At 40.0% G+C, this 21,029-nt stretch carries 21 protein-coding genes and 1 other annotated feature; of the genes, 5 read left to right on the forward strand and 16 right to left on the reverse strand.

Translation table 11 applies throughout. The features are described from left to right. Window positions 1-276 precede the first annotated feature (276 nt). Window positions 277-999, forward strand: coding sequence for an NAD-dependent protein deacylase (locus tag BLR11_RS04180; RefSeq protein WP_091648462.1), 723 nt, complete (start codon window positions 277-279; stop codon window positions 997-999). Window positions 1,000-1,064: 65 nt separating this feature from the next. On the opposite strand, the gene BLR11_RS04185 is transcribed toward BLR11_RS04180, so the two are convergent. From BLR11_RS04185 to BLR11_RS14090, 5 genes are all read right to left on the reverse strand, one after another. Then, a complete protein-coding gene (locus tag BLR11_RS04185) occupies window positions 1,065-3,428 on the reverse strand; it encodes an endonuclease MutS2 (RefSeq protein ID WP_091648464.1) in 2,364 nt (787 codons plus the stop codon). An 18-nt stretch (window positions 3,429-3,446) separates the two neighbouring features. Further along, on the reverse strand, window positions 3,447-5,879 hold the full coding sequence (locus tag BLR11_RS04190) for a U32 family peptidase (RefSeq protein ID WP_091648466.1): 2,433 nt from the start codon (window positions 5,877-5,879) through the stop codon (window positions 3,447-3,449). Between the two features lie 158 nt (window positions 5,880-6,037). Next, the gene (locus BLR11_RS04195; protein ID WP_091648527.1) at window positions 6,038-7,126 is read right to left on the reverse strand and encodes an iron-containing alcohol dehydrogenase family protein; all 1,089 of its coding nucleotides are present in this window, start codon (window positions 7,124-7,126) and stop codon (window positions 6,038-6,040) included. Between the two features lie 4 nt (window positions 7,127-7,130). After that, window positions 7,131-7,643 (reverse strand): gamma carbonic anhydrase family protein, encoded by a 513-nt coding sequence (locus BLR11_RS04200; RefSeq protein WP_091648468.1) that lies wholly within the window; start codon window positions 7,641-7,643, stop codon window positions 7,131-7,133. A gap of 172 nt (window positions 7,644-7,815) precedes the next feature. Continuing rightward, window positions 7,816-7,986 carry a hypothetical protein gene (locus tag BLR11_RS14090; protein ID WP_176762870.1) on the reverse strand — a complete coding sequence of 57 codons (171 nt, stop codon included), beginning with the start codon at window positions 7,984-7,986 and terminating at the stop codon, window positions 7,816-7,818. A 408-nt stretch (window positions 7,987-8,394) separates the two neighbouring features. Here BLR11_RS14090 and BLR11_RS14665 point away from each other — a divergent pair, with 408 nt between their 5' ends. Then, the gene (locus BLR11_RS14665) at window positions 8,395-8,742 is read left to right on the forward strand and encodes a transposase (protein WP_425433749.1); all 348 of its coding nucleotides are present in this window, start codon (window positions 8,395-8,397) and stop codon (window positions 8,740-8,742) included. Window positions 8,743-8,936: 194 nt separating this feature from the next. Here BLR11_RS14665 and BLR11_RS04210 read toward each other — a convergent pair whose 3' ends face one another. Next, window positions 8,937-9,839 (reverse strand): lysophospholipid acyltransferase family protein, encoded by a 903-nt coding sequence (locus BLR11_RS04210; protein ID WP_091648470.1) that lies wholly within the window; start codon window positions 9,837-9,839, stop codon window positions 8,937-8,939. Window positions 9,840-10,454: 615 nt separating this feature from the next. Between BLR11_RS04210 and BLR11_RS04215 the strand changes: the two genes are divergently transcribed. Beyond that, on the forward strand, window positions 10,455-10,655 hold the full coding sequence (locus BLR11_RS04215) for a hypothetical protein (RefSeq protein ID WP_091648472.1): 201 nt from the start codon (window positions 10,455-10,457) through the stop codon (window positions 10,653-10,655). 315 nt (window positions 10,656-10,970) lie between these two features. On the opposite strand, the gene BLR11_RS04220 is transcribed toward BLR11_RS04215, so the two are convergent. From BLR11_RS04220 to rplM, 3 genes are all read right to left on the reverse strand, one after another. Continuing rightward, window positions 10,971-11,198 (reverse strand): hypothetical protein, encoded by a 228-nt coding sequence (locus BLR11_RS04220; RefSeq protein ID WP_091648474.1) that lies wholly within the window; start codon window positions 11,196-11,198, stop codon window positions 10,971-10,973. Window positions 11,199-11,572: 374 nt separating this feature from the next. Continuing rightward, window positions 11,573-11,965, reverse strand: a complete 393-nt coding sequence (rpsI, locus tag BLR11_RS04225; RefSeq protein ID WP_091648476.1) for a 30S ribosomal protein S9 — start codon at window positions 11,963-11,965, stop codon at window positions 11,573-11,575. An 18-nt stretch (window positions 11,966-11,983) separates the two neighbouring features. Continuing rightward, window positions 11,984-12,424, reverse strand: coding sequence for a 50S ribosomal protein L13 (gene rplM / locus BLR11_RS04230; protein WP_091648478.1), 441 nt, complete (start codon window positions 12,422-12,424; stop codon window positions 11,984-11,986). 225 nt (window positions 12,425-12,649) lie between these two features. Beyond that, window positions 12,650-12,898: a binding site (T-box leader), on the forward strand. Between the two features lie 85 nt (window positions 12,899-12,983). Here rplM and BLR11_RS04235 point away from each other — a divergent pair. Together BLR11_RS04235 and BLR11_RS04240 are read left to right on the forward strand one after the other, a co-directional pair. Further along, window positions 12,984-14,267: an O-acetylhomoserine aminocarboxypropyltransferase/cysteine synthase family protein gene (locus tag BLR11_RS04235; RefSeq protein ID WP_091648480.1), complete on the forward strand. Its 1,284-nt coding sequence runs from the start codon at window positions 12,984-12,986 to the stop codon at window positions 14,265-14,267. Window positions 14,268-14,297: 30 nt separating this feature from the next. Next, a complete protein-coding gene (locus BLR11_RS04240; protein ID WP_091648482.1) occupies window positions 14,298-15,236 on the forward strand; it encodes a homoserine O-succinyltransferase in 939 nt (312 codons plus the stop codon). Window positions 15,237-15,444: 208 nt separating this feature from the next. On the opposite strand, the gene upp is transcribed toward BLR11_RS04240, so the two are convergent. The 7 genes from upp to rpmE all read right to left on the reverse strand — a co-directional run bounded on the left by upp (window position 15,445) and on the right by rpmE (window position 20,932). Then, complete coding sequence (gene upp, locus BLR11_RS04245; RefSeq protein ID WP_091648484.1) at window positions 15,445-16,068, reverse strand: uracil phosphoribosyltransferase; 624 nt, start codon at window positions 16,066-16,068, stop codon at window positions 15,445-15,447. Between the two features lie 35 nt (window positions 16,069-16,103). After that, window positions 16,104-16,541 (reverse strand): ribose 5-phosphate isomerase B, encoded by a 438-nt coding sequence (rpiB, locus tag BLR11_RS04250; RefSeq protein ID WP_091648485.1) that lies wholly within the window; start codon window positions 16,539-16,541, stop codon window positions 16,104-16,106. A gap of 168 nt (window positions 16,542-16,709) precedes the next feature. Continuing rightward, complete coding sequence (locus tag BLR11_RS04255) at window positions 16,710-17,759, reverse strand: L-threonylcarbamoyladenylate synthase (protein WP_091648487.1); 1,050 nt, start codon at window positions 17,757-17,759, stop codon at window positions 16,710-16,712. 6 nt (window positions 17,760-17,765) lie between these two features. Next, window positions 17,766-18,629: a peptide chain release factor N(5)-glutamine methyltransferase gene (gene prmC, locus BLR11_RS04260; protein WP_091648490.1), complete on the reverse strand. Its 864-nt coding sequence runs from the start codon at window positions 18,627-18,629 to the stop codon at window positions 17,766-17,768. Then, the gene (prfA, locus tag BLR11_RS04265) at window positions 18,622-19,704 is read right to left on the reverse strand and encodes a peptide chain release factor 1 (protein ID WP_091648493.1); all 1,083 of its coding nucleotides are present in this window, start codon (window positions 19,702-19,704) and stop codon (window positions 18,622-18,624) included. Before prfA ends, prmC begins: the two co-directional genes overlap by 8 nt. A gap of 19 nt (window positions 19,705-19,723) precedes the next feature. After that, complete coding sequence (locus BLR11_RS04270) at window positions 19,724-20,656, reverse strand: DUF1385 domain-containing protein (protein ID WP_091648495.1); 933 nt, start codon at window positions 20,654-20,656, stop codon at window positions 19,724-19,726. 72 nt (window positions 20,657-20,728) lie between these two features. Then, window positions 20,729-20,932, reverse strand: a complete 204-nt coding sequence (rpmE, locus tag BLR11_RS04275; protein WP_091648530.1) for a 50S ribosomal protein L31 — start codon at window positions 20,930-20,932, stop codon at window positions 20,729-20,731. Window positions 20,933-21,029: the final 97 nt, after the last annotated feature.

Consider the following 21,029-nt stretch of genomic DNA (forward strand, 5'->3'; position numbering starts at 1 on the left):
CGCAACCCGGCGGCTGGCTCACAGCCACAGCTCTAAAGTGATCTGCTTATACCGCTGCCTCTCCGGGCTCTCACTATCCCCGATTCGCTGAAAAGGAGTGCTGGCATAAGCCGTCTTTTTCATTGCTTTTCCATATAAAATATGTATTTGTACATAGAGGTATTTTATATTTAAAAAAGCCCTTTGTCAATACCTATCGATAAACATTCTGTTTTATATTTATTGCAAAATTGCGCTGTTATCAGTAAAATATAAGTATCAAAAGGAGGCTTTATCATGACAGTCGTTGATACATTTGCAGATTTAGTCAAACATTCTAATAATATCGTTTTTTTCGGTGGAGCCGGTGTTTCCACAGAAAGCGGCATTCCTGACTTTCGAAGCGTCGATGGATTATATAATCAAACCTATAAATACCGCCCCGAAACAATTTTAAGTCATTCGTTTTATATGGATAACCCTGAAGAATTCTTTCGCTTTTATCATGATAAAATGCTTTGCCTTGATGCCAAACCTAACATGGCTCATATAAAATTAGCGGAACTAGAAAAAGCCGGTAAATTAAAAGCCATCATTACACAAAACATTGATGGTCTGCATCAACAAGCCGGCAGTACAAACGTATTGGAGTTACATGGTAGTGTCCATCGCAATTATTGTCTGCACTGCCATAAATTTTTTAATGCTCACTATATGGCTTCTGCTGTCGGTATCCCCAAATGCGATGCCTGCGGCGGATCTATTAAGCCAGATGTCGTACTGTATGAAGAGGGACTTGATGATGACGTTATTGAAAAATCATTGCATTATATTAGTCATGCCGACATGTTGATAATTGGCGGCACCTCTTTAGTTGTTTATCCAGCTGCCGGTCTTGTAAGATATTACAGCGGACATAAACTCGTATTGATCAACAAATCTTCGACTAGTATGGATGACCGCGCTGATTTAGTTATTCATGACCCCATTGGTGAAGTATTCCAACACATTATCGTATGAAAACATAGATTACCTTAAAAATAAAGTCCTGTACAGAAAAATTCGGTCTGTACAGGACTTTATTTTTAAAAAAACACAAGTGTTACCCCTGCGCCGCCGCCTTCTGCATCATCCAATTTATACGATGAAATAAACGGTTGATGATCAAGAAAATCATGAATCTGCCGTCTTAAGGCACCGCTTCCTTTACCATGAATAATCCGAACAGGACTAAACCCTGCCGCCAGCGCTTGATCAAGAAATTTTTCAACCTCCGGTATCGCTTCGCTCCCTGTTTTTCCAATAACATTGATTTCCGCTGCCACCGCATCGATACGAATCGGACGATAAGAAGATACGGCCGCCGCTTTTTTTTCTTCCCGCTGTTCTTGTTTTATCTCATCATAATAAGGAGCACTGATGTCTTTATTTTCTACACGAACAGTCATTCCTTTCACGGAAACCGTAAGTTTTTTTCCTTTTATTGACATTACCGTTCCCAATCCATCCAACGAATTAATAAATACACGTTGTCCAATCTGCAGTGTTTTCACATCAATAGGATTACGCTTTGTTTTTTCCTTGTCAGGAAGAGAAATTTGCTGAATAGATCGCCGTGCCTGTTCGATAGCCTTTGCTTTTTCCCGATCTGTAGTTTCGCGAAACTGTTGTTTCAATTCACGGATAATAGATTCCGCCTCAATGCGGAGTTTACGTTTTAATTCCATCGCATCACGTCGGCTGGAATCTACAATATCTTGTCGTTTTGAAGATACTTTATCTTTTTCTCTGCGTAAATCATCCTCTAATTTTCTTACACGCTGCAGCCGCTGCTCCAGTTCCACCTGTTCTTCATCCATCTGTTTGGATTGTGTATTCAGCTTTGTTAAAATAGCTTCCATATCAACATCCTGCGCCTTACTGCGCAGTTCTCTTGCTTTATTTAAAATTCCCACAGGCATGCCAAGTTTTTCACTAATGCTAAAAGCATGACTGCTCCCTGCTGATCCTATGCGAAGTTTATATGTAGGCTGCAATGTCTGCACATCAAACTCAACATGCCCATTTTCAATCCCCTTTGTATTATACGCGAAATTTTTTAAATCATTGTAATGTGTCGTCACCATAACACATGCACCCTTATCATACAAAGATTGAAGCACTGCGATAGCAATCGCGCTTCCTTCTGCCGGATCAGTGCCCGATCCCAGTTCATCAGCAAGGATCAAGTCCTCCGTGCTGCAATGTTTTAAAATATAAATAAGCTGTTTCATGTGACTGGAAAAGGTACTCAGATTTTGAGAAATATCTTGCTCATCCCCAATGTCAACAAAAACATCACGAAAGATGGGCAATTCCGAATTTTCTCCTACAGGTATAAACAATCCGGCTTGGTACATGAGAACCAAAAGTCCTAAGGTTTTCATCGCTACCGTTTTACCACCGGTATTGGAACCTGTAATCAGCAAAATTCTATATTCACCGCCAATAATAATGGTATTAGGGACAACTACATCCGGCGCAATCAGCGGATGCCGGGCATGGAGAAGACGCACTTGCTTTTTTTTTGAAACCACAGGACGGCAAGCTTTCATCTGAATAGCTAACTGCGCTTTAGCAAAAATAAACTCTAATTTCCCTACACACATCGTGCTATTCATGAGATCTTCATATTGATCTGCTGCAATGGCCGTAAGTCGTTTAAAAATACGCTCTATTTCCTTAGTTTCCCCCATACGTGCTTGCTGCAAATCATTATTAGCATTTACGATAGCCAGCGGTTCGATATATAAGGTCGAACCGCTAGCTGACATATCGTGAACAATCCCAGGGAATACATGCCTGTATTCTTGCTTAATAGGTACAACATATCGATTGTTCCGTACCGTAATCAGAATATCTTGAAAGTATTTTTGATATTCCTTATTTTGCAGCACGCTTTGCATATATCGTTTTGTCTGCCGTTCCAATTCAACAATACGATTTCTCAGATGAAGAAGTTCCGGGGAAGCATTGTCCCGAATTTGATGATTTTCATCAAAAACAGCCGCTATTTTATGTTCCAATACTGAAAAATCCATAATAAACTGTGTTTTTTTTACCAATTGCGGATAGTCTTTTTCTTTTTCCGCAAAAAATTTTTTAACATGTTCATAACACCGTATATTATTCCAAATATCAATACACTCTTGTGAATCTAACGTGATTTCACGGCATGCTTTTTCAAGAGCCGGCCGTATATCAACAATACCGCCAAAGGGTGACGATGCTTCCCGCTGCAAACAGATTACCGCTTCTTCTGTATCCCTGAGGCTTTCTTCAATAACAGCTGCATCGCCGGAAGGCGTTAAATGCCTTGCTGCTTCTTTAGACAACCGGGAGGGAGCTAACTTCACCAACATGGATTGAATTTGATAAAACCCCAAAATCCGCATACTTCTTTTATTCATAACCTGGCACTCCTATACTTATATAATTCCATGAAAAAAATGCCCTCGTGTAACACTGCTATCTTCTTTAGTTAACACCATATGTTCCGTATCATCTATAAGATGTCGATATCGCTGCGTCTGTGCCGCAATCCATGCAGAAGAGCGACCTCTGCCTTCGATCCGAAACCGGGAAATACCACATTGCATTAATTGAGAGTAGTACGGTGCCATATCCAAATCTCGATTATTTAAAAGATGATTGCGGCAATATGAATCAGTGACAATAGGAAACTGTTCCCCTGTACGATCTTTAAGATAATATTTTTTATGACTGCACATAGCGGCACATCGCCTTTTTACTCCTGAACCGTTAAAAGCCGCCAGAGAACAAAATTCAGTCACCATCATTTCCAACCGCCCTTCTACTAAAATCTCAATAGGTACCGACGGACATGCAGAAATAATTTTCTTTATCTGCCTGAGCATAAGTTCCGTTGAAAGGGTTATGCTGCTGCATCCATAATAACGCAAAAGATCTGCTGCCTTGGCATTGAAGGTATTTAAAGACCAATCTCCCGCAATAGGGACATTCCACAATTCTTCCTTAGCCATTGCAAGAATCCCCAGAGCTCCGGCATAAATGCCATCTGCACCACAAGAAACTGCTGTCTGCAATTCTCTTCTGACATACGTTTCATCCCGCTGCCGTAATATCCGCGGAGAGGCTGCCCAAATAGACGCACCGGCATTATGGACCACATCAGCTGCTTGTTTCCACTGAGAAAATCCAAAAGTTGTATGCGTATATGATTCGCCTCCGTACACAATGCGGTCAGCTCCATTTTGCAGTGCTGCCGTAATACCTTCTAGCGAATCACAACGCACAACAAGCTCATTTTGTTTTTCTTTCCGGTACTTGATAGTACAATTAGGAAGTATGGTTGTCTCTCCCGCTGCCGGCCGATGATAGTCTGTCAAAATTTTCTGTTCCACAGCCGCGACAGCGTTTCGACGCAAGACATTGAGAACACTTGCCGGTATCATATACGATTGATCCCAAACCGTAACTCCGCTAACATAAAAAGAGGTTCCGCCCAAACGATTCAGCTGCGTATAAATCCACGCCCGGTCAGCTGGGTGTTTTGCCGCTTTTTGAACAACATATGCAGATACTTCTTCTGCCACATGTCCCGCTTCATCCCATGCACTAAGACGAAGTTGTTTTTCTTCCGTTACATCTACGTGAAAATAAAGGGGGATTTTACGATTCATCTCCCTTGTTTCTGTTTTTCTATCTTCTTTCCGAGCTAATCGATATACTTCGCCTGAAACGCCTGCTTTACAACGTAATTTCACTGTATATGAAGTATTCGAATATTCTTTATCAGCAATAACCGCTGAAATTTCATCAAAACATTCCCTTCCGTCTGCTGCTGTAATTTTAATGAAATCTCCCACATTCAAAGGCTCGGTTAACTTAGCTTCAGCAATACCTTCTCGGCATTTTAGGATTTTTCCCACGTGACGCCCTGTGTTGCCTGAACTTTTTTCAGTAATAGTATTTCTTTGCACCGTATCTGTTAAAAAATCATGCTGATACATTCGATTAAAACTTTCCGCTAAAATATGCTCGGCTTTTTCCAATATATGCTGCCGCTCCTGTAAGGAGGTATGGATATAAGTATCCATGACCATGCGATAGGCACCCACAACAGAACGCACATATCCATTTCCTTTCATACGTCCTTCAATCTTAAAAGAAGAAACGCCTGCATCTATGAGTTCCTGAATAACAGAAACGCTGCTCAAATCTTTAAGGCTCAATACATACGTTTCCGGTTCCGTTACCGGTATGCCGCCTTCCTCAATCAATTGATACGGGAGACGACAGGGCTGTGCACAGGCTCCGCGATTACCACTTCGCCCGCCGATAAAGCTGCTCATTAAACATTGACCTGAATACGACATGCAGGATGCTCCATGTATAAATACTTCAATAGCAGCTTTTGCATGTTGACATATGTATCGTATTTCTTGTATAGATAGCTCACGCGCTAAAACAACCTGTGTAAATCCAAGACTTTCCAAAAATCGTACTCCATTTAAATCCGCAACAGTAAGCTGTGTACTCCCATGCAGCGGCAAATTGGGAACTATCTTTTGAACCCATGCAGCAATGGCTAAATCCTGTACAATAATGCCATCCACATGGAGCTCGTCTAATTTTTTTAAATAAGCTGCAAGTTCTTTCAGCTCTGTATCAGCAATAAGAATGTTAACTGTAATATACACTTTAACAGCAAAAAGATGCGCCGTCCGCACCGCTCGATCTAATTCTTCATCATCAAGATTATGTGCAAATTTTCGGGCATTAAATGACTTGCCACCCAAATATACCGCATCTGCTCCGGCATCAATGGCCGTCAATACTGTATCCAATGATCCTGCCGGTGCTAATAATTCTGTCATGATTCCTCCTGCATTCTATACCCATTAATTACTGTTTTTTCCTGCTGCCTTTACATTTCTTACTAAACCCTTATTTCCCGTTTAATGTTTTTAAACCATGCAGCTATTTTAAATTATGCTTACTTGTTCTTAGTGTTTCACACATGTTGTTCCTGCACTTATCTCAATTGCCGATAAATAGAAGCTATAACATCCGCTGTAACATTATATGCGGTTGCCTGGACAGCTCGTGTAGGCATCGTCAGCTTTGTATAACAATCAATATCTTCTTCCGTTAATTGAATCGTATCAGGCATAAGCTTGTTCATTATGTTTGTAAACTCATCCAATCCGTCAAGATTAAGAATGTCCCATACCCGTTCCACTTTATCAGGCATTGTTTCTGTCATGAGATACATGTATGAAGGAAAAAGCATGCCATTTGCCCGTCCATGAGTAAATCCTTTATAATATGTCAGCTGATATCCCATTCCATGAATGAGAGTCGTACCGCTCTGAGCAATAACAATACCTGCTAAGGTTGAAGCATACATCAGATCTTCACGAGCGGCGTAAGATACGTCACTTCCTAATTCCGTCAAATGCGGTCCAATAAAATGCATAGCCTCTTCTGCCCATACATCACTGACGGGGGTAGAATTATTGGACATATACCCTTCAACGGCATGTGATAATGCATCAATTGCCGTATCAATGGTAACAACCGGAGATACCCCCATCGTAAATGTGGGATCGACGAAAGCCATAGAGGGAAAGAGCAGCGGATCCGTAACAGATTGTTTCGTTCCGGCATGGGGATTTGTCAATATGGCTGCCTTAGTTACTTCACTGCCGGTACCCGATGTCGTAGGTACTGCCACAATAGGCAGCGGTTTTTTATATGGTCCGCTGAACAACTGCACGTCATCAATTTCATTCGTGCATAGTAAAGCGATAACTTTCCCTGCATCCATGGGAGAACCGCCGCCAACAGCAATAACAAAATCAACCTGTTCGGCCTTAGCAAAAGCAGCCGCCCGGCGTACCGTAAGAATAGAAGGATTGTTTTCGACTTCATCAAAAATAGCCCAGGAAATCCCTAACTGCTGCAGCGTATCAAGTATCGCTTGCTGTGAACCATTGATTTTAGCTGAATGGTGTCCTGTGACAAGTAATGCTTTTTTACCCAGCTGCGCCAAATAATCACCTGATTGAGCAATGCAATTTTTCCCAAAAAATAATTTAGTCGGCATTTCGTATGTAAACATGGCATTATCTCTCCATATGTTTTTTCGCATTTTCATAATATCCTAACACTTCTTTTTTTACCTCAGCTATTTCTTCGGGGGTCACTTTTCTGACAATACGTGCCGGATTACCATAAACCATAGAATTAGGCGGTATTTTTTTATTCTGTGTAATTAGTGTTCCTGCCCCAATGATACAATTTTCTCCAATTTCAGAATATCCAAGGAGCGTAGCACCCATACCAATTAAACAGCCATTGCCAATTTTAGTTCCATGAATAATCGCATTATGTCCAATAAGGACATAATCCCCAATTTCCATCGACTGATCGGCCTGCGGGTGAACTGTCGTATTATCTTGGATATTCGTATATCGTCCGACAGTAATCGTATTATCATCCCCGCGAAGGACAGTATTGTACCAAATACTGACTCCCTTTGCAAGTTTTACATCCCCAATTACCGTAGCCGTATCCGCAATAAAAGTATCTGCATCTATTTTGGGCTCTTTATCTTCTAATGTAATAATATGAGACATTATCATTCCTCCAATAAAATACTCTAACCTTTCATCCGTATTATTATATATCAAATAAAGATATGTGACCAGTGAAGTTGAATATTCAGTATATTGGAGTTGATATACATCACAAAAAACCGTGCAGCAATATCTGCACGGTTTTATAAAAACACTATTTCTGATTTGTAATCTAACGAATTCGCCTATTATTTTCCGCCTTTTTTATTTCACCGTTGGTCCCCTTCAAAAATTCTGCCAATTTTTCCGGCTCAATCTGTATTACTTTCACATCTCCCGGTGCCGTATCACATAATGAATTAGGTGATCTTGCACCGTTATAATGATGTCTGCTGATTTTCACATCCTATTCCTCCTCGTATAATAAGTTTAAAAGTTAATAAATCAGTTATCAGCAGGCTATGAGCTGTCCATGATACAATAGCTGTAAGACAGCAGGGGCAAGTTCTCTTCCTCTTGGTTGCACCGTAAGACTGCTTCATAATAAGTCTATTTCCCTGAACCGGAAGTTAGCTGCAAACTCATTGGTTTTTTGCCAGAGGTAAGGCCGCCCTTTAAGCAGAGAGGAATATCACATTGGTCTGCTCCGGAATAATTCTGTAAACCAAGTCATGTCTGTTTCCATTGCATCTATGTGCACCCTAAAAAAGCAGTGCAAGATGTTGGACAAGACAATTAAACAGCAGTTTGAGATCATTCCGAATACGCTGACCTTCGTTCCCAGCATTGACAAGGTCTACTCTGCCGTATTATCGCCGAGATTGGCAATATCCATCACTTTGCATCCCAAGCTTCGGTCGCTAAGTTTGCAGGTCTTGTATGGACACAGCACCACTCCGGCGACTTTGAAGCTTCGCATACCCACCTGATTCAATCCGGCAACTGTTATCTCCGCTACTACCTACTGGAAGCCGCCAACTCCGTGAAAAGATGCGACTCCGAGTTCCAGCGCTACTATGATCTTAAATTTCGTGAGGTTAACCAGTTTCAGCACACTCGCTTTAACTGCAAAAAAACTAGTTCGGTTCGTCTTTCATCTGCTGAAGGACAATCGCCTGTATATCCCACCGGCACGCTGAGTCAACGCTCGCAGCGCTGATGTCAAATCCTTGTTTTAAATTTTTTTAGGAATAGGGATTCGTTTTGTATTGCCTTTTTCCTGCCATTCCTATTCTTTCTCTAGCGTTTTTCCTTATTTTTTACATCACTCTCTTGGCTTTATACCATGGGACTTAGGTATTTCATTATCAAGTTACATCATTGAATTTAAAATACAACGTATTATTTTTTCTTTTATTTATTATGTAATGCAATAATGTCTTCAGGTTTCGTACTCCACCGATGTTGAAACCATAGCCATTCTGTTGGATGTTCTTTCACAAACGATTCGGTCAAACACCCCATTTTTCTAGTCAAGCGCGCCACATCTTCTTCCGGATTTCCCGTATTTTCATAATGCATAATTTGACCAACCATAATTTGATTATGATGTTTTTCATCATGACTGGCAAAGATAGGTAAAATAGGGGAATTAAACTTTTTTGCAAATGTTGCCGGTCCTATAGGAGTAGACGCCATTTTTCCTAAAAACATTTGAGGAACGCCGTAAAACCCGCCATCTTGATCTGCTAAAAATCCTAATATTTTTTTTCGTTTTAATGCTCTGGCTGCACAAATCATTTCATTTCCACCACGGACAAAGACCTCTATTCCCATCATTTCGCGGTTTTCATTCAAAAATCGGGTTACTTGATCATTCGGCTGCTTTTTTACAATTACGGTTACAGGAAACCCGTATAAAGAAGGTACGGCTCCCAGCCACTCCCAATTTCCAAAATGACCGGTCAAAATAATAACTCCTTTATGTTCCATCAATGCTGTTTCGATTCGCTCCGGATGATCAATAGAAACTTGATTTAGCACATTATTTTTCTTCAAATTCGGTGTATATAAAATTTCCATTAAAGACTGTCCTAAATTTTTAAACATTTCATTAATAATCAACTTCGCTTTTTCTTCATTGCAGTTAATACCACGCATAACATGAAAAACACCACGTTTTCGCTGTTTCTTCAATATGGTTTTCATCATGGGGCCCAATACGCCTCTTCCGACAAACAATATCATAGGGTATGAGAAAAGACAAACAATCTTACTCACCCCTCGTATTATCATATACTGCCAATTTTTAGACAAAATTGTGTCTCTGCCCCTTTTCTTTAAATTTATTTCATAGTTTTCTGCCATGAACTGGAAAATATAATACATGTTACAATTATTTAAGGTATAAAAAATATAGCTGAGAAGCATGGATATGTCATGTTCTATCAGCTATAGTAGATAATGAAACAGCTATGGATCAAGAATTTGAATCTCATATAATAAATGAAAAAATGTTAACTTATACCGAATGCTGCTTGCCAAAGTTCAAATTCAAAAACCCGTTTCACTTTATATATAATATTTTTATAACTTCAATAATTTGATTTAATTATATCATATTTCCTTATATATAGATATAAGGAAATGTATTTATCTCTTTTCATATTTTTATGGTATAATATTAATTAGTAGTTATTATAATTGTATTTATAAATATATGAAACGCCCTTATGATTACACTAAAATGATTTAGTTCTAAACGGAAATGAGATAGCGAAAGAAAAAATAAACATTACTTTTTAATAATTGACCCGATATTATAAACAACCAGCTTATGTAAAACCCTTATTTTTACATAAGCTGGTTTTAACATCATTCCCATATCATACTTTTATACTTATATGCTTATCATAGAATCAGGTGACTAAAATGACTGAAAAAGACATATACGCGATTTGCTCACAAGCCTTATCCAATAGCAACTTAGAGAACGATTGCAAAGCAATTGCTAAATCGGTTCAAAATAAAGATTATAATAATGTTGCCCAACTTTTAAGAGTAATAATTGCAACTTCAGTAACTGCTTGCATTTGCGACGTTCTTGAAATTCAAAGAAAAAATAAAAAATAATCTTACTTAAAGATTTGCGCGCATCAAAGAAGTATTCAATGCATAATTATACGTTCAATATATTTGTCTTCTCTGCCTATATGACTGGCATACATAAAAAAAGGTGCCCATATAATATGGGCACCTTTACCTTGCGATAAATGGGGTAAGGATTTGCACCTTACAGGATGAATGGCCAATCAGATCATTACTGTATCTGTCGGGTTCATCAAGGCATTATATACTTAGAAGGGTAACACTACGCCGATAAAGTAATACGATGCCCCTGCGTCTATCTTTTCCGCCACCCATTATACATTTTGGCAAAATCAAAAATTATAGTATATCTGTTTTTTTATTAATTTTCTTACAATACAGATCATAATATTCCTGATCTATACTAAATGATGACATAGGTACCGGATTATAGTTTTCATCATAGAGTTCATCAATTTTATTCGGATCCACAAAACCACTATAATGTGTACTATCCATATCATGATTCACTTCAAAATATCCCGAACGATGATACGTACATGGTTTTAGCTTTGTTTTATCTATCATAAAAAGCCTCCCGCATATTAAAAATATCATTGCATAAATAACAAAAAAACACTCTCCCTGAGTGTTTTAACTATGATGATACCCATCGTATTTGTATTGCAGAAAGTTTTCCCGTCCCCACCTTCCAAAAGGTCTTGCTGTTTCATTACATATTATAACACTCCAAAAGGTTTTTCTATTTCATATATCTTACAATCGACAAATGTTTATAATTAGCTCAGTTCTAATTGTTACCTTTTACCTTTATAGTATATCACAAACGCAAAACAAAAGCTATAGAGGATATAAACCCGTGCTTATGTAAAATCACAATAAAAAAAACCGCGTAAATAAAATATTTACGCGGTATATCCTTGCATATTGTGATGATAAAATTAACGTTTGCTAAACTGTGAAGCTTTTCTAGCTTTCTTCAAGCCGTATTTACGACGTTCTTTTTCACGCGGATCGCGAGTCAAAAACCCTGCCTTTTTTAACGACTGACGAAAATCCTGATCTACTTCGAGAAGTGCCCGACTGATGCCATGACGAATAGCGCCGGCTTGACCTGACGGTCCGCCGCCTTTTACGTCAGCAACGACATCATACTGTTCGGTAACACCTGTCAATACGAGCGGCTGTTTAATAACTAATTCCAGCGTTTTACGACCGAAATATTCATTTAATTCTTTTTTATTTACTACGATTTTGCCTTGACCCGGAACCAGACGAACTCTGGCAACCGATGTCTTTCTACGGCCAGTGCCGTAGTACTGTGCTACTGCCATGAAATCTTCCTCCCGGTTTTAACGAATATCTAAATTTAAAACTTCAGGTTTCTGCGCCTGATGTGGATGTTCCGGACCTGCATACACGTTCAATTTCCGATACATCTGTTCACCCAATTTAGTATGGGGAATCATTCCCTTAATCGCCATTTCAACAACACGTTCCGGATGTGTTTCTAGCATATGACCTGCTTGTGTGTAGGTTGCACCACCGGGATAACCGGAATGGCGGAAATAAATCTTTTTTGTTAATTTCTTGCCTGTTAACTTAACCTTTTCTGCATTGATAACGATGACATAATCACCTGTATCCATATGCGGTGTAAATGTAGGTTTATGTTTTCCCCGAAGAACTTTTGCAACTTCGGCAGCAAGACGTCCTAAAGTCTGACCTTCAGCGTCAACAACAAACCATTTCCGTTCGATGTTGCTCGGGTTGGCCATAAATGTAGTTTTCATGCTGTATAATTCCTCCCTGATACGACTAACTAACCAAAGCTTTGCAGCTTTTCATCCGGGGCTAGTGGATTCCAAGTCAAAAGCTTACTCATATATTCTATAGATTAAAACCTCCTTTGTCAAGGACTTTTTACATAACTTCGTTATTCCTATATGCAGTCTTTATTTTTTACAAAAAATAAATTGACAAATATTTTTCTCCATGTTAGACTTAGGCAAAACTTGAAAGTTGCAATGAAGAGAAGAGTACATAAAGAAGATTGTTGCAGAGAGCTCTCGCTTGGTGAAAGAGAGTACATGACACCTTATGGAAAATGGACTCTGAGCAGATATGTCGAATAATTAGACAATCCGGGCGTGCCCGTTACAGCACTAGAGTATTAAAGGCTTTCTTATAAGCCTGCGTACTTGAAGAGGTTTAATTCGTGAGGATTAAACAAAATTGGGTGGTATCACGGTGCTTCCGTCCCTTGTTAAGGGGATGGAAGCTTTTTTTATTGCAAACTTCCGTACGTTACAACCTTCAAGTTAAAAATTATCTATTTAGGGGGTATATATCATGAGTAAAAATTATCATTTCGAAACATTGCAGCAACATGCCGGTCAAATTGCCGATCCAACAACAGGTTCCCGTGCTGTCCCCATTTATCAGACAACATCATATGTATTTAAAGATACACAGGAAGGAGAAGATTTATTTGCACTGCGCAAACCAGGGTATATCTACAGCCGTCTTACCAATCCCACGCAATCTGTTTTAGAAGAACGAATCGCTGCATTGGAAAACGGTACGGCTGGCTTAGCAACTGCCAGCGGCATGTCCGCTATTGCATATTCTATATTAAATCTGGCAGGCGCCAATGATGAAATCATATCCGCTTCCACTTTATATGGCGGCACATTTGAATTATTTAGTGAAACATTGCAGAATTTAGGAATTACCACCCATTTCGTCAATGCAGATAATCCCGAAGAAATCACAGCGGCTATTAATACCAAAACAAAAGCTGTCTACCTTGAAAGTTTAGGTAATCCCGCGATTAATATTCCTGATTTTGAAGCTATTGCAAAAATCGCTCATGATAACGGACTTCCGGTAATTGTGGATAATACGTTTGCCACTCCCTTTTTATTCCGGCCGCTTGACCATGGAGCAGATATTGTTGTCCATTCAGCAACAAAATTCATCGGCGGCCATGGCACTAGCCTAGGTGGTCTTATCATAGAAAATGGAAAATTCAATTGGAAAGAATCCGGACGTTTTCCGAAAATCACTTCTCCCGATTCTGCGTATAACGGCGTTAACTTTGCTAAAGATATTCCCACAGCGAGTTTTGTTACCCGCATTCGCGCTAAAACATTACGCGATCTGGGAGCTTGTATCAGTCCTTTTAATGCCTGGCTGCTGCTGCAAGGCCTTGAATCTCTATCACTGCGTGTAGAACGTCATGTAAAGAACGCTGAAAAAATCGCTGAATTTTTAGAAAACCATGAAGATGTTGCTAAAGTAAATTATCCCACCTTACCTTCTTCTCCTTACTATAAACTAGCACAGAAATATTTTCCCAATGGAGCGGGCTCCATCTTTTCCTTCGAACTTAATGGCGGATATAAGGCAGCTCGTGCATTTATTGACGGCGCAGAAATTTTTTCCGACCTGGCAAATGTAGGAGATTCAAAATCACTGCTAGTTCATCCTGCATCTACAACCCACCAGCAGCTGAATGAAGATGCATTGCATGCCTGCGGCATCACTCCCGGCACTATTCGTATTTCTATCGGCTTGGAAAATGTAGACGATCTTGTCGAAGATATCCAACAGGCTCTGGCAAAAGCCAAATAATATATTATTTCAATAAGGAGTGCTGGACATATGCCAATTCAAATTTCCGATCACGTATCGGCAAAAGAAATCTTACAAAAAGAAGGTATCTTTACTATTGAACAAGGAAGAGCCCTCCATCAAGATATTCGTCCGTTAAAAATTCTTATTCTTAATTTAATGCCTCTCAAAAAGCCAACGGAATTGCAGTTATTACGGCTTTTAGGAGACTCCCCTTTACAAATAAAAGTAGATTTCTGCCACACAGCCACTCATCAAAGCACCCACACCGATCCCACATATCTCGAAAAATGTTATTACACATTTTCTGATATTCAAAACAGATATTATGATGGCCTGCTGATTACCGGTGCTCCTGTAGAGTTATCAGACTTTGAAGATGTGGATTACTGGCAGGAAATCATTACCTATCTTGAATGGTCTAAAACTCATGTATTTTCTGTCATTCATTTTTGCTGGGGAGCTCAAGCAGCTCTCTATCACTATTATGGCATTCATAAACATACCCTTTCAAAAAAATTATTTGGTATTTATGAGTATCAGTTGACGGTCAAACATCATCCGCTGCTACGAGGCTTTGATGATCGTTATTTTATCCCTCAATCGAGGCACACGGCAATCGACGAAATATATGCACGCACCATACCGGAATTGCAAATTCTGTCCTGCTCCAAAGAAACGGGCATCAATATTTTAAGTACAAAAAATATCCGCAGAATATTTATCCTCGGACATTTCGAATATGATCGACGCACCTTGGAAACAGAATATCTTCGTGACAAAAACAAAGGACTTTCTATTGATATTCCAGCCAACTATTATCCTAATAATGACGACACGCAGATGCCTTCCTTTATCTGGTGCAGCTATGCTCATCTATTCTATCACAATTGGCTTAATACCGTATATCAGGAAACACCGTATAATCTTTTGGAATTAGAAAATGGATTTGAAGACTGTGCCCATTGACCCTAATGTATAAATCACATAATACTATCTGTCAAAACCTCGTATTTTTTATTCATCTAATTTCTTTTATCTTATGCTGCAAGGTAAAACACCTTTCTATTCAAACGTTACTCCCACATAAAAAATTACAGCCGCCGGCTACGCTGCATACGCAGATCAACCGACGGCTGTAATTTATATATAATCCAATCTCATATCCACCTATATCTTATTTTGTACCAAATATCCGATCACCAGCATCACCTAAGCCTGGTACAATATATCCATTTTCGTTCAGCTTATCATCTAAAGCCGCTACAAAAATACGAACATCAGGATGCTGCTTATTGATTTCCTGTACACCCTGCGGCGCCGCGACCAGACACATCAGTTTAATATTCTTGATACCACGGTTCTTGAGCATGGTAATAGCCGCTGCAGCACTGCCTCCCGTCGCCAGCATGGGATCTACAATAATAAAATCTCGATCCTGTACATCCGGCAATTTGCAATAATATTCTACAGGCTTCAATGTCTTAGGATCCCGGTATAAGCCAATATGTCCTACTTTAGCAGTGGGAATCAAATTGAGCAGTCCCTGAACCATACCAAGTCCTGCACGAAGGACCGGAACAATTCCTAATTGCTTACCACTCAACTGTTTCCCTGTCATTTTTGTAATCGGTGTTTCAATTTCTACATCTTCCAGTGGGAGATCTCGGGTTATTTCATATCCCATAAGCATTGTAATTTCTACTAATAAATCCCGAAAATCCTTCGATCCCGTTTCCTTCATTCTCATTAACGTAACCTTATGTTGAATCAGTGGGTGATCCATCACTTGTACATGCATGTTGCACAAGCCTCCTTCTTGTTTATATAACATAATTATTTATCCATTTCATTAATCATGCCGACACGAACCGCGTGACGACCACCATCAAACGGAGTATCCAGCCAAATTTTTACAATTTCTCTAGCCAAGCCCGGTCCAATGACACGTTCACCCATAGTCAGAATATTGGCATCATTGTGGCGGCGAGAATATTCTGCAGAAAAGCAATCATGACATAAAGCAGCTCGTATACCGTGTACTTTATTAGCGGCAATACCAATGCCTATTCCGGTACCGCAAATCAGAATTCCGCGATCAAAAGTACCATCCGCAACTGCTTCAGCAACTTTTTTTGCAATAACCGGATAATCACAACGTTCTGGAGTCAGTGTCCCGTAATCGGTAAACTCAATACCCTCTTCCTGCAAATAGCCTTTAATGTTTTCCTTTAAGGCAAATCCGCCATGGTCACTACCAATAACTAATTTCATGTATTTCCCTCCTGTAATCTTAATTATTTTTATTATAACGCTTAACCCGTATCATGAATAGACATGATTAACAATTGTTTGTTTTTACAGTAATACCGAATAGATAATCATCAAAAAATCCCTTGAAAAGTATCTGATAGTACCATACTTTCAACAAGGGATTTAATTTTATACTTCTATTACATCTCCGCCGGCAGCCTTTTTCATGCGATTCATGATAGCCATTCCAAGTCCAGCCGCATCAACGCCTTCGGCCAAAATATAATCCACCTTCACGTTGTCAAAAAACAACAGCCCCGTATACAACTGGCTGGCTAATGCTGGCTTATCCCCATGCTCTCCCCAAATATACATCATCTCTTTCGGAAAAGCCTCTGCAACTTGCCGGCTTACAAGAAAGCCTACTTTTTTCCCTTCTTGGCCTGCCTTTGTATAACGTTCTCTCAATGCAAGCGTCACATTTTTCACAGTTCCAACAGCTACCGTCATAGGAGCTGCCGGTGCATAATGTCTATATTTCATGCCCGGCGCCTTAGGTATTCCTTTACCGGTTACCAAATTAGTATCAATAAGAACATTCGATATGATTTTTCTCAGCATTTCCAAAGTAATCGCACCCGGCCGAAGAATCGTCACTGTATCATCGACATTGCATTCTACTATAGTCGACTCTACGCCAATATGGCAAGGTCCCCCGTCAATAATCATGTCGACCCGGCCATTCATGTCATGCGCTACCTCTTCGGCTGTCGTCGGACTAGGCCGTCCGGATAAATTAGCACTGGGACCGGCTACGGGAACACCGGCTGCCTGTAAAAAAGCATGTGCAATTTTATGATCCGGACACCGAAGCGCCACGGTATCTAATCCACCTGTTGCGGCATCTGGAATATGGGGCTGCCGAGGGAAAATAATAGTAAGCGGTCCCGGCCAAAATGTATCAAGAAGTTTTTGCGCAGTTGGTGTAATAAACGCCGCAACCTTCTTCACGGCCTCTTTATCCGGAACAGTCAAAATCAGAGGATTGTCACTGGGACGTCCTTTAGCAGCATAAATACCTCTGCAAGCCTCTGCATCAAGACCGTTTGCGCCAATACCATATACAGTCTCCGTCGGAAATACCACAAGTCCGCCATTTCTAATAATGCGGCCAGCTTCTTCAAACACATTCTTCGCTGCATCTACATTGGTAATATGCACCATTTTTGTCTGCTTCATTTCGATCTACTCTTTTCGCTTAAATATTATAATCCGTTCAATATCTCCATAATCCTTAACTATTTTATCTATCATGTAATGCCCTGCTGCTTCAAATATATCAGATACATCCTTACACTGCCCCGCTCCTATTTCCACTGCACAATATCCATCTTGAGTCATATACTGCCAGGAAGCACCCGCTAACCGTCTATAATAAGATAATCCATCAATACCGCCAAACAACGCTTGTTGCGGATCTCTTCGGACCTCCGGCTGCAAAGATTGCATATCCTCTTGTGTCAGATAGGGTGGATTAGATACAATCCAAGTATACGATCTGTGGGAAACATTGGCAAAAAGATCACTTTCAAGCCATTCTACTCGTTCCGATAGTTTAAAAGCCTCACTATTTTTTTTCGCAACAGTAAGTGCTGCGGATGAAATGTCTACCCCGGTTCCGCTTGCCTTGGTCAAATAACTAAGTAAGCTCAAAATAATTGCACCGCTGCCGGTTCCTATATCTAATATTTCTATATGCACCGCGGGATTTTTTTCATAAGACAGTACGGTTTCCACAAGGATTTCCGTCTCTGGACGCGGAATCAAAACATCTGAATTAACAATAAAATTCATACCCATAAAGCTTGTAGTACCCAATAAATGCGCTACAGAAATACGATCTGCCCGTTTTTTTACAAAATCACGATACAAATCCAGCTCTCCTGCCGTCATAGGCTCGTCATAATGAGCATATAAATAAATCCGCTCTTTTTTTAACACATGGGCCAAAAGGATTTCCGCATCAAGGCGAGGCGAATCAATTTCCTTTTTTTCAAAAAAATGCTGTGTCCATTGAAGAAGTTCTCCAATGGTCCAAATCTTATTCATTTCCTTCTTCTTTCATTAATTCTGCTCTCCTAGCCTCCGCCAACGCTTGTATGAAGTCATCCAAATCACCGTTGAGAACATTTTCCAATTTATAGAGAGTAAGATTTATGCGATGATCGGTAACACGCCCCTGCGGATAATTATAGGTTCGAATACGTTCACTGCGGTCTCCTGTTCCTACCTGACTGCGCCTGGCTTCTGTTTCTTCCGCTTTGGCCTCCTGCTGTGCCTTATCAAACAATCTAGCCTTCAGCACTCTTGTAGCTTTTGCTCTGTTTTCCATTTGAGACCGTTCATCTTGACATTCAACAACGATACCCGTAGGTATATGCGTCATACGTACCGCTGAACTTGTTTTATTAACATGCTGTCCACCCGCTCCGCTCGAGCGAAAATAATCAACACGAACATCATCCATATTTAAATCTACTTCTACGTCTTCCACTTCAGGAAGAACTGCGACTGTCGCCGTCGATGTATGAATACGTCCTCCTGCTTCAGTCACAGGTACCCGCTGTACTCGATGGACACCTGATTCATATTTTAACTTACCATATACACCGGTGCCTTCTACTGAAAAAATAACTTCTTTAAATCCACCTAATTCCGGTGCATTGGAACTAATTAAACTTGCTTTCCATCCTGCCTGTTTTTCTATATATTTCGAATACATGCGAAATAAATCTCCTGCAAACAGTGCCGCTTCATCGCCACCGGCGCCACCGCGAATTTCCATAATAACACTTTTGTCATCTTGCGGATCTTTCGGCAGCATAAGAATATGCATCTGTTCTTCTAAATCAGATTGTTTTTTTTCAAGATCTGCCATTTCTTCTTTAGCCATCATAATCAGATCGGCATCGCTGTCCTTATCATTCAAAATCTCCGTATCGCCTTTCAGAATTTCCGTTACCTCTTTATATTTACGAAAGGCTTCCACTATAGGGACTAAAGAAGCATGCTCCTTAGTAAGTTTCTGCCATTCCTCCTGCCGGGCAATAACATCCGGATCACTGATGCGCTGTTCAAGATCCATGAATTTATTTTCTACAGCCTGTACTTTATCAAAAAACACGACCTATTCCTCTCTTTCTTTATCGTCCCGCTGCCGGAATTTTTTGTTGCATCACCGTATCTTCTTTCTTTTCAACTTCCTGCTCTTTTATTTCTGCCGGACGCGCAGCTTCCAATGCTCGTATCGCCACCTCGATTTGATCAGGATGCGGTTTTCGCGTTGTCAGCAGCTGCATCCATAAACCGGGTTTAAAAAGCAGCTGTACTATTGGATTTGTCGTCCGTGCTGCTAACCGGATCATTTCATAACTTAGTCCTGCAACAACTGGCATAAGAACAATTCGAGATATAATTCTTTCAATTAAATTCGGCCATCCTAAAAACGCAAACACAAAAATAGATACTACCATAACAATCAAAAGGAAATTGGTACCGCAGCGAGGATGAAGCCGACTATGCTTCTGCACATTTTCTACCGTTAATTCTTCGCCTGCTTCATATGTCCAAATAGTTTGATGTTCTGCTCCATGATATTCAAATACTCTTTGTATATCTTTCGTAAGTGAAATCGCCCATATATATAATAGAAATATAAGGAGACGCAATATTCCCTCTACTACGTTAAGCCGAAACGCACTATCCTCAACCCCGGGAATAAATTTAGCCCCATACGTGGGAATGATTAAAAAAAACACAATGGCTAATACCGTTGAAAATGCCATGGTGAGGCCAACCTGTACATTACTCATCTGTTCTTCCTCTTCTCCCGATGCCTGAGCTGAGTAAGACAGACTTTTCATTCCGTAAACCAGTGACTCATATAAAGCAATCGTTCCACGAATAAAAGGTTTTTTTAAAATTGAAAATCTATCCATAATAGAATAAATCCGATCTTTTTTGACAACAATCTCTCCTGAAGGTGTCCGTACTGCCGTCGCTATATATTCAGGTCCCCGCATCATAACACCTTCAATGACAGCTTGACCACCGACATATGTTGTTGGTTTACTCATAGAAGCTCCTTCCTTCATAAACAAATAGAGCAGAGCATTTCTGCTCTGCCATTCCACTTGTACCACTGCTTATTAAGCTTTCTTACCATATCTTCTGTTGAACTGTTCAATACGGCCACGAGCCTGAGCGGCACGTTGCTGGCCAGTAAAGAAAGGATGGCATTTAGAGCAAATTTCAACACGCAGTTCGGATTTAGTCGAACCAGTTTCAAATGTATTGCCGCAAGCGCAAGTCACTACAGCTTTACCGTACTTCGGATGGATTCCTTCTTTCACCATTCACACCTCTTCTCATCAAACATACAAAACCTATGCTAAGATAGTATATCATATTACCCCTAATTTGGCAAGAAAAATTGAACTTACAGCACGT

Origin of the sequence: Megasphaera paucivorans, assembly GCF_900103535.1 — a bacterium.
Classification (GTDB): Bacteria; Bacillota; Negativicutes; order Veillonellales; family Megasphaeraceae; genus Megasphaera_A; species Megasphaera_A paucivorans.

Coding starts and splice junctions, on each gene's coding strand:
- BLR11_RS04180 (WP_091648462.1), top strand. CDS start 277: ATGACAGTCGTTGATACATTTGCAGATTTAGTCAAACATTCTAATAAT.
- BLR11_RS04185 (WP_091648464.1), bottom strand. CDS start 3,428: ATGAATAAAAGAAGTATGCGGATTTTGGGGTTTTATCAAATTCAATCC.
- BLR11_RS04190 (WP_091648466.1), bottom strand. CDS start 5,879: ATGACAGAATTATTAGCACCGGCAGGATCATTGGATACAGTATTGACG.
- BLR11_RS04195 (WP_091648527.1), bottom strand. CDS start 7,126: ATGTTTACATACGAAATGCCGACTAAATTATTTTTTGGGAAAAATTGC.
- BLR11_RS04200 (WP_091648468.1), bottom strand. CDS start 7,643: ATGTCTCATATTATTACATTAGAAGATAAAGAGCCCAAAATAGATGCA.
- BLR11_RS04215 (WP_091648472.1), top strand. CDS start 10,455: ATGACTGAAAAAGACATATACGCGATTTGCTCACAAGCCTTATCCAAT.
- BLR11_RS04220 (WP_091648474.1), bottom strand. CDS start 11,198: ATGATAGATAAAACAAAGCTAAAACCATGTACGTATCATCGTTCGGGA.
- rpsI (WP_091648476.1), bottom strand. CDS start 11,965: ATGGCAGTAGCACAGTACTACGGCACTGGCCGTAGAAAGACATCGGTT.
- rplM (WP_091648478.1), bottom strand. CDS start 12,424: ATGAAAACTACATTTATGGCCAACCCGAGCAACATCGAACGGAAATGG.
- BLR11_RS04235 (WP_091648480.1), top strand. CDS start 12,984: ATGAGTAAAAATTATCATTTCGAAACATTGCAGCAACATGCCGGTCAA.
- BLR11_RS04240 (WP_091648482.1), top strand. CDS start 14,298: ATGCCAATTCAAATTTCCGATCACGTATCGGCAAAAGAAATCTTACAA.
- upp (WP_091648484.1), bottom strand. CDS start 16,068: ATGCATGTACAAGTGATGGATCACCCACTGATTCAACATAAGGTTACG.
- rpiB (WP_091648485.1), bottom strand. CDS start 16,541: ATGAAATTAGTTATTGGTAGTGACCATGGCGGATTTGCCTTAAAGGAA.
- BLR11_RS04255 (WP_091648487.1), bottom strand. CDS start 17,759: ATGAAGCAGACAAAAATGGTGCATATTACCAATGTAGATGCAGCGAAG.
- prmC (WP_091648490.1), bottom strand. CDS start 18,629: ATGAATAAGATTTGGACCATTGGAGAACTTCTTCAATGGACACAGCAT.
- BLR11_RS04270 (WP_091648495.1), bottom strand. CDS start 20,656: ATGAGTAAACCAACAACATATGTCGGTGGTCAAGCTGTCATTGAAGGT.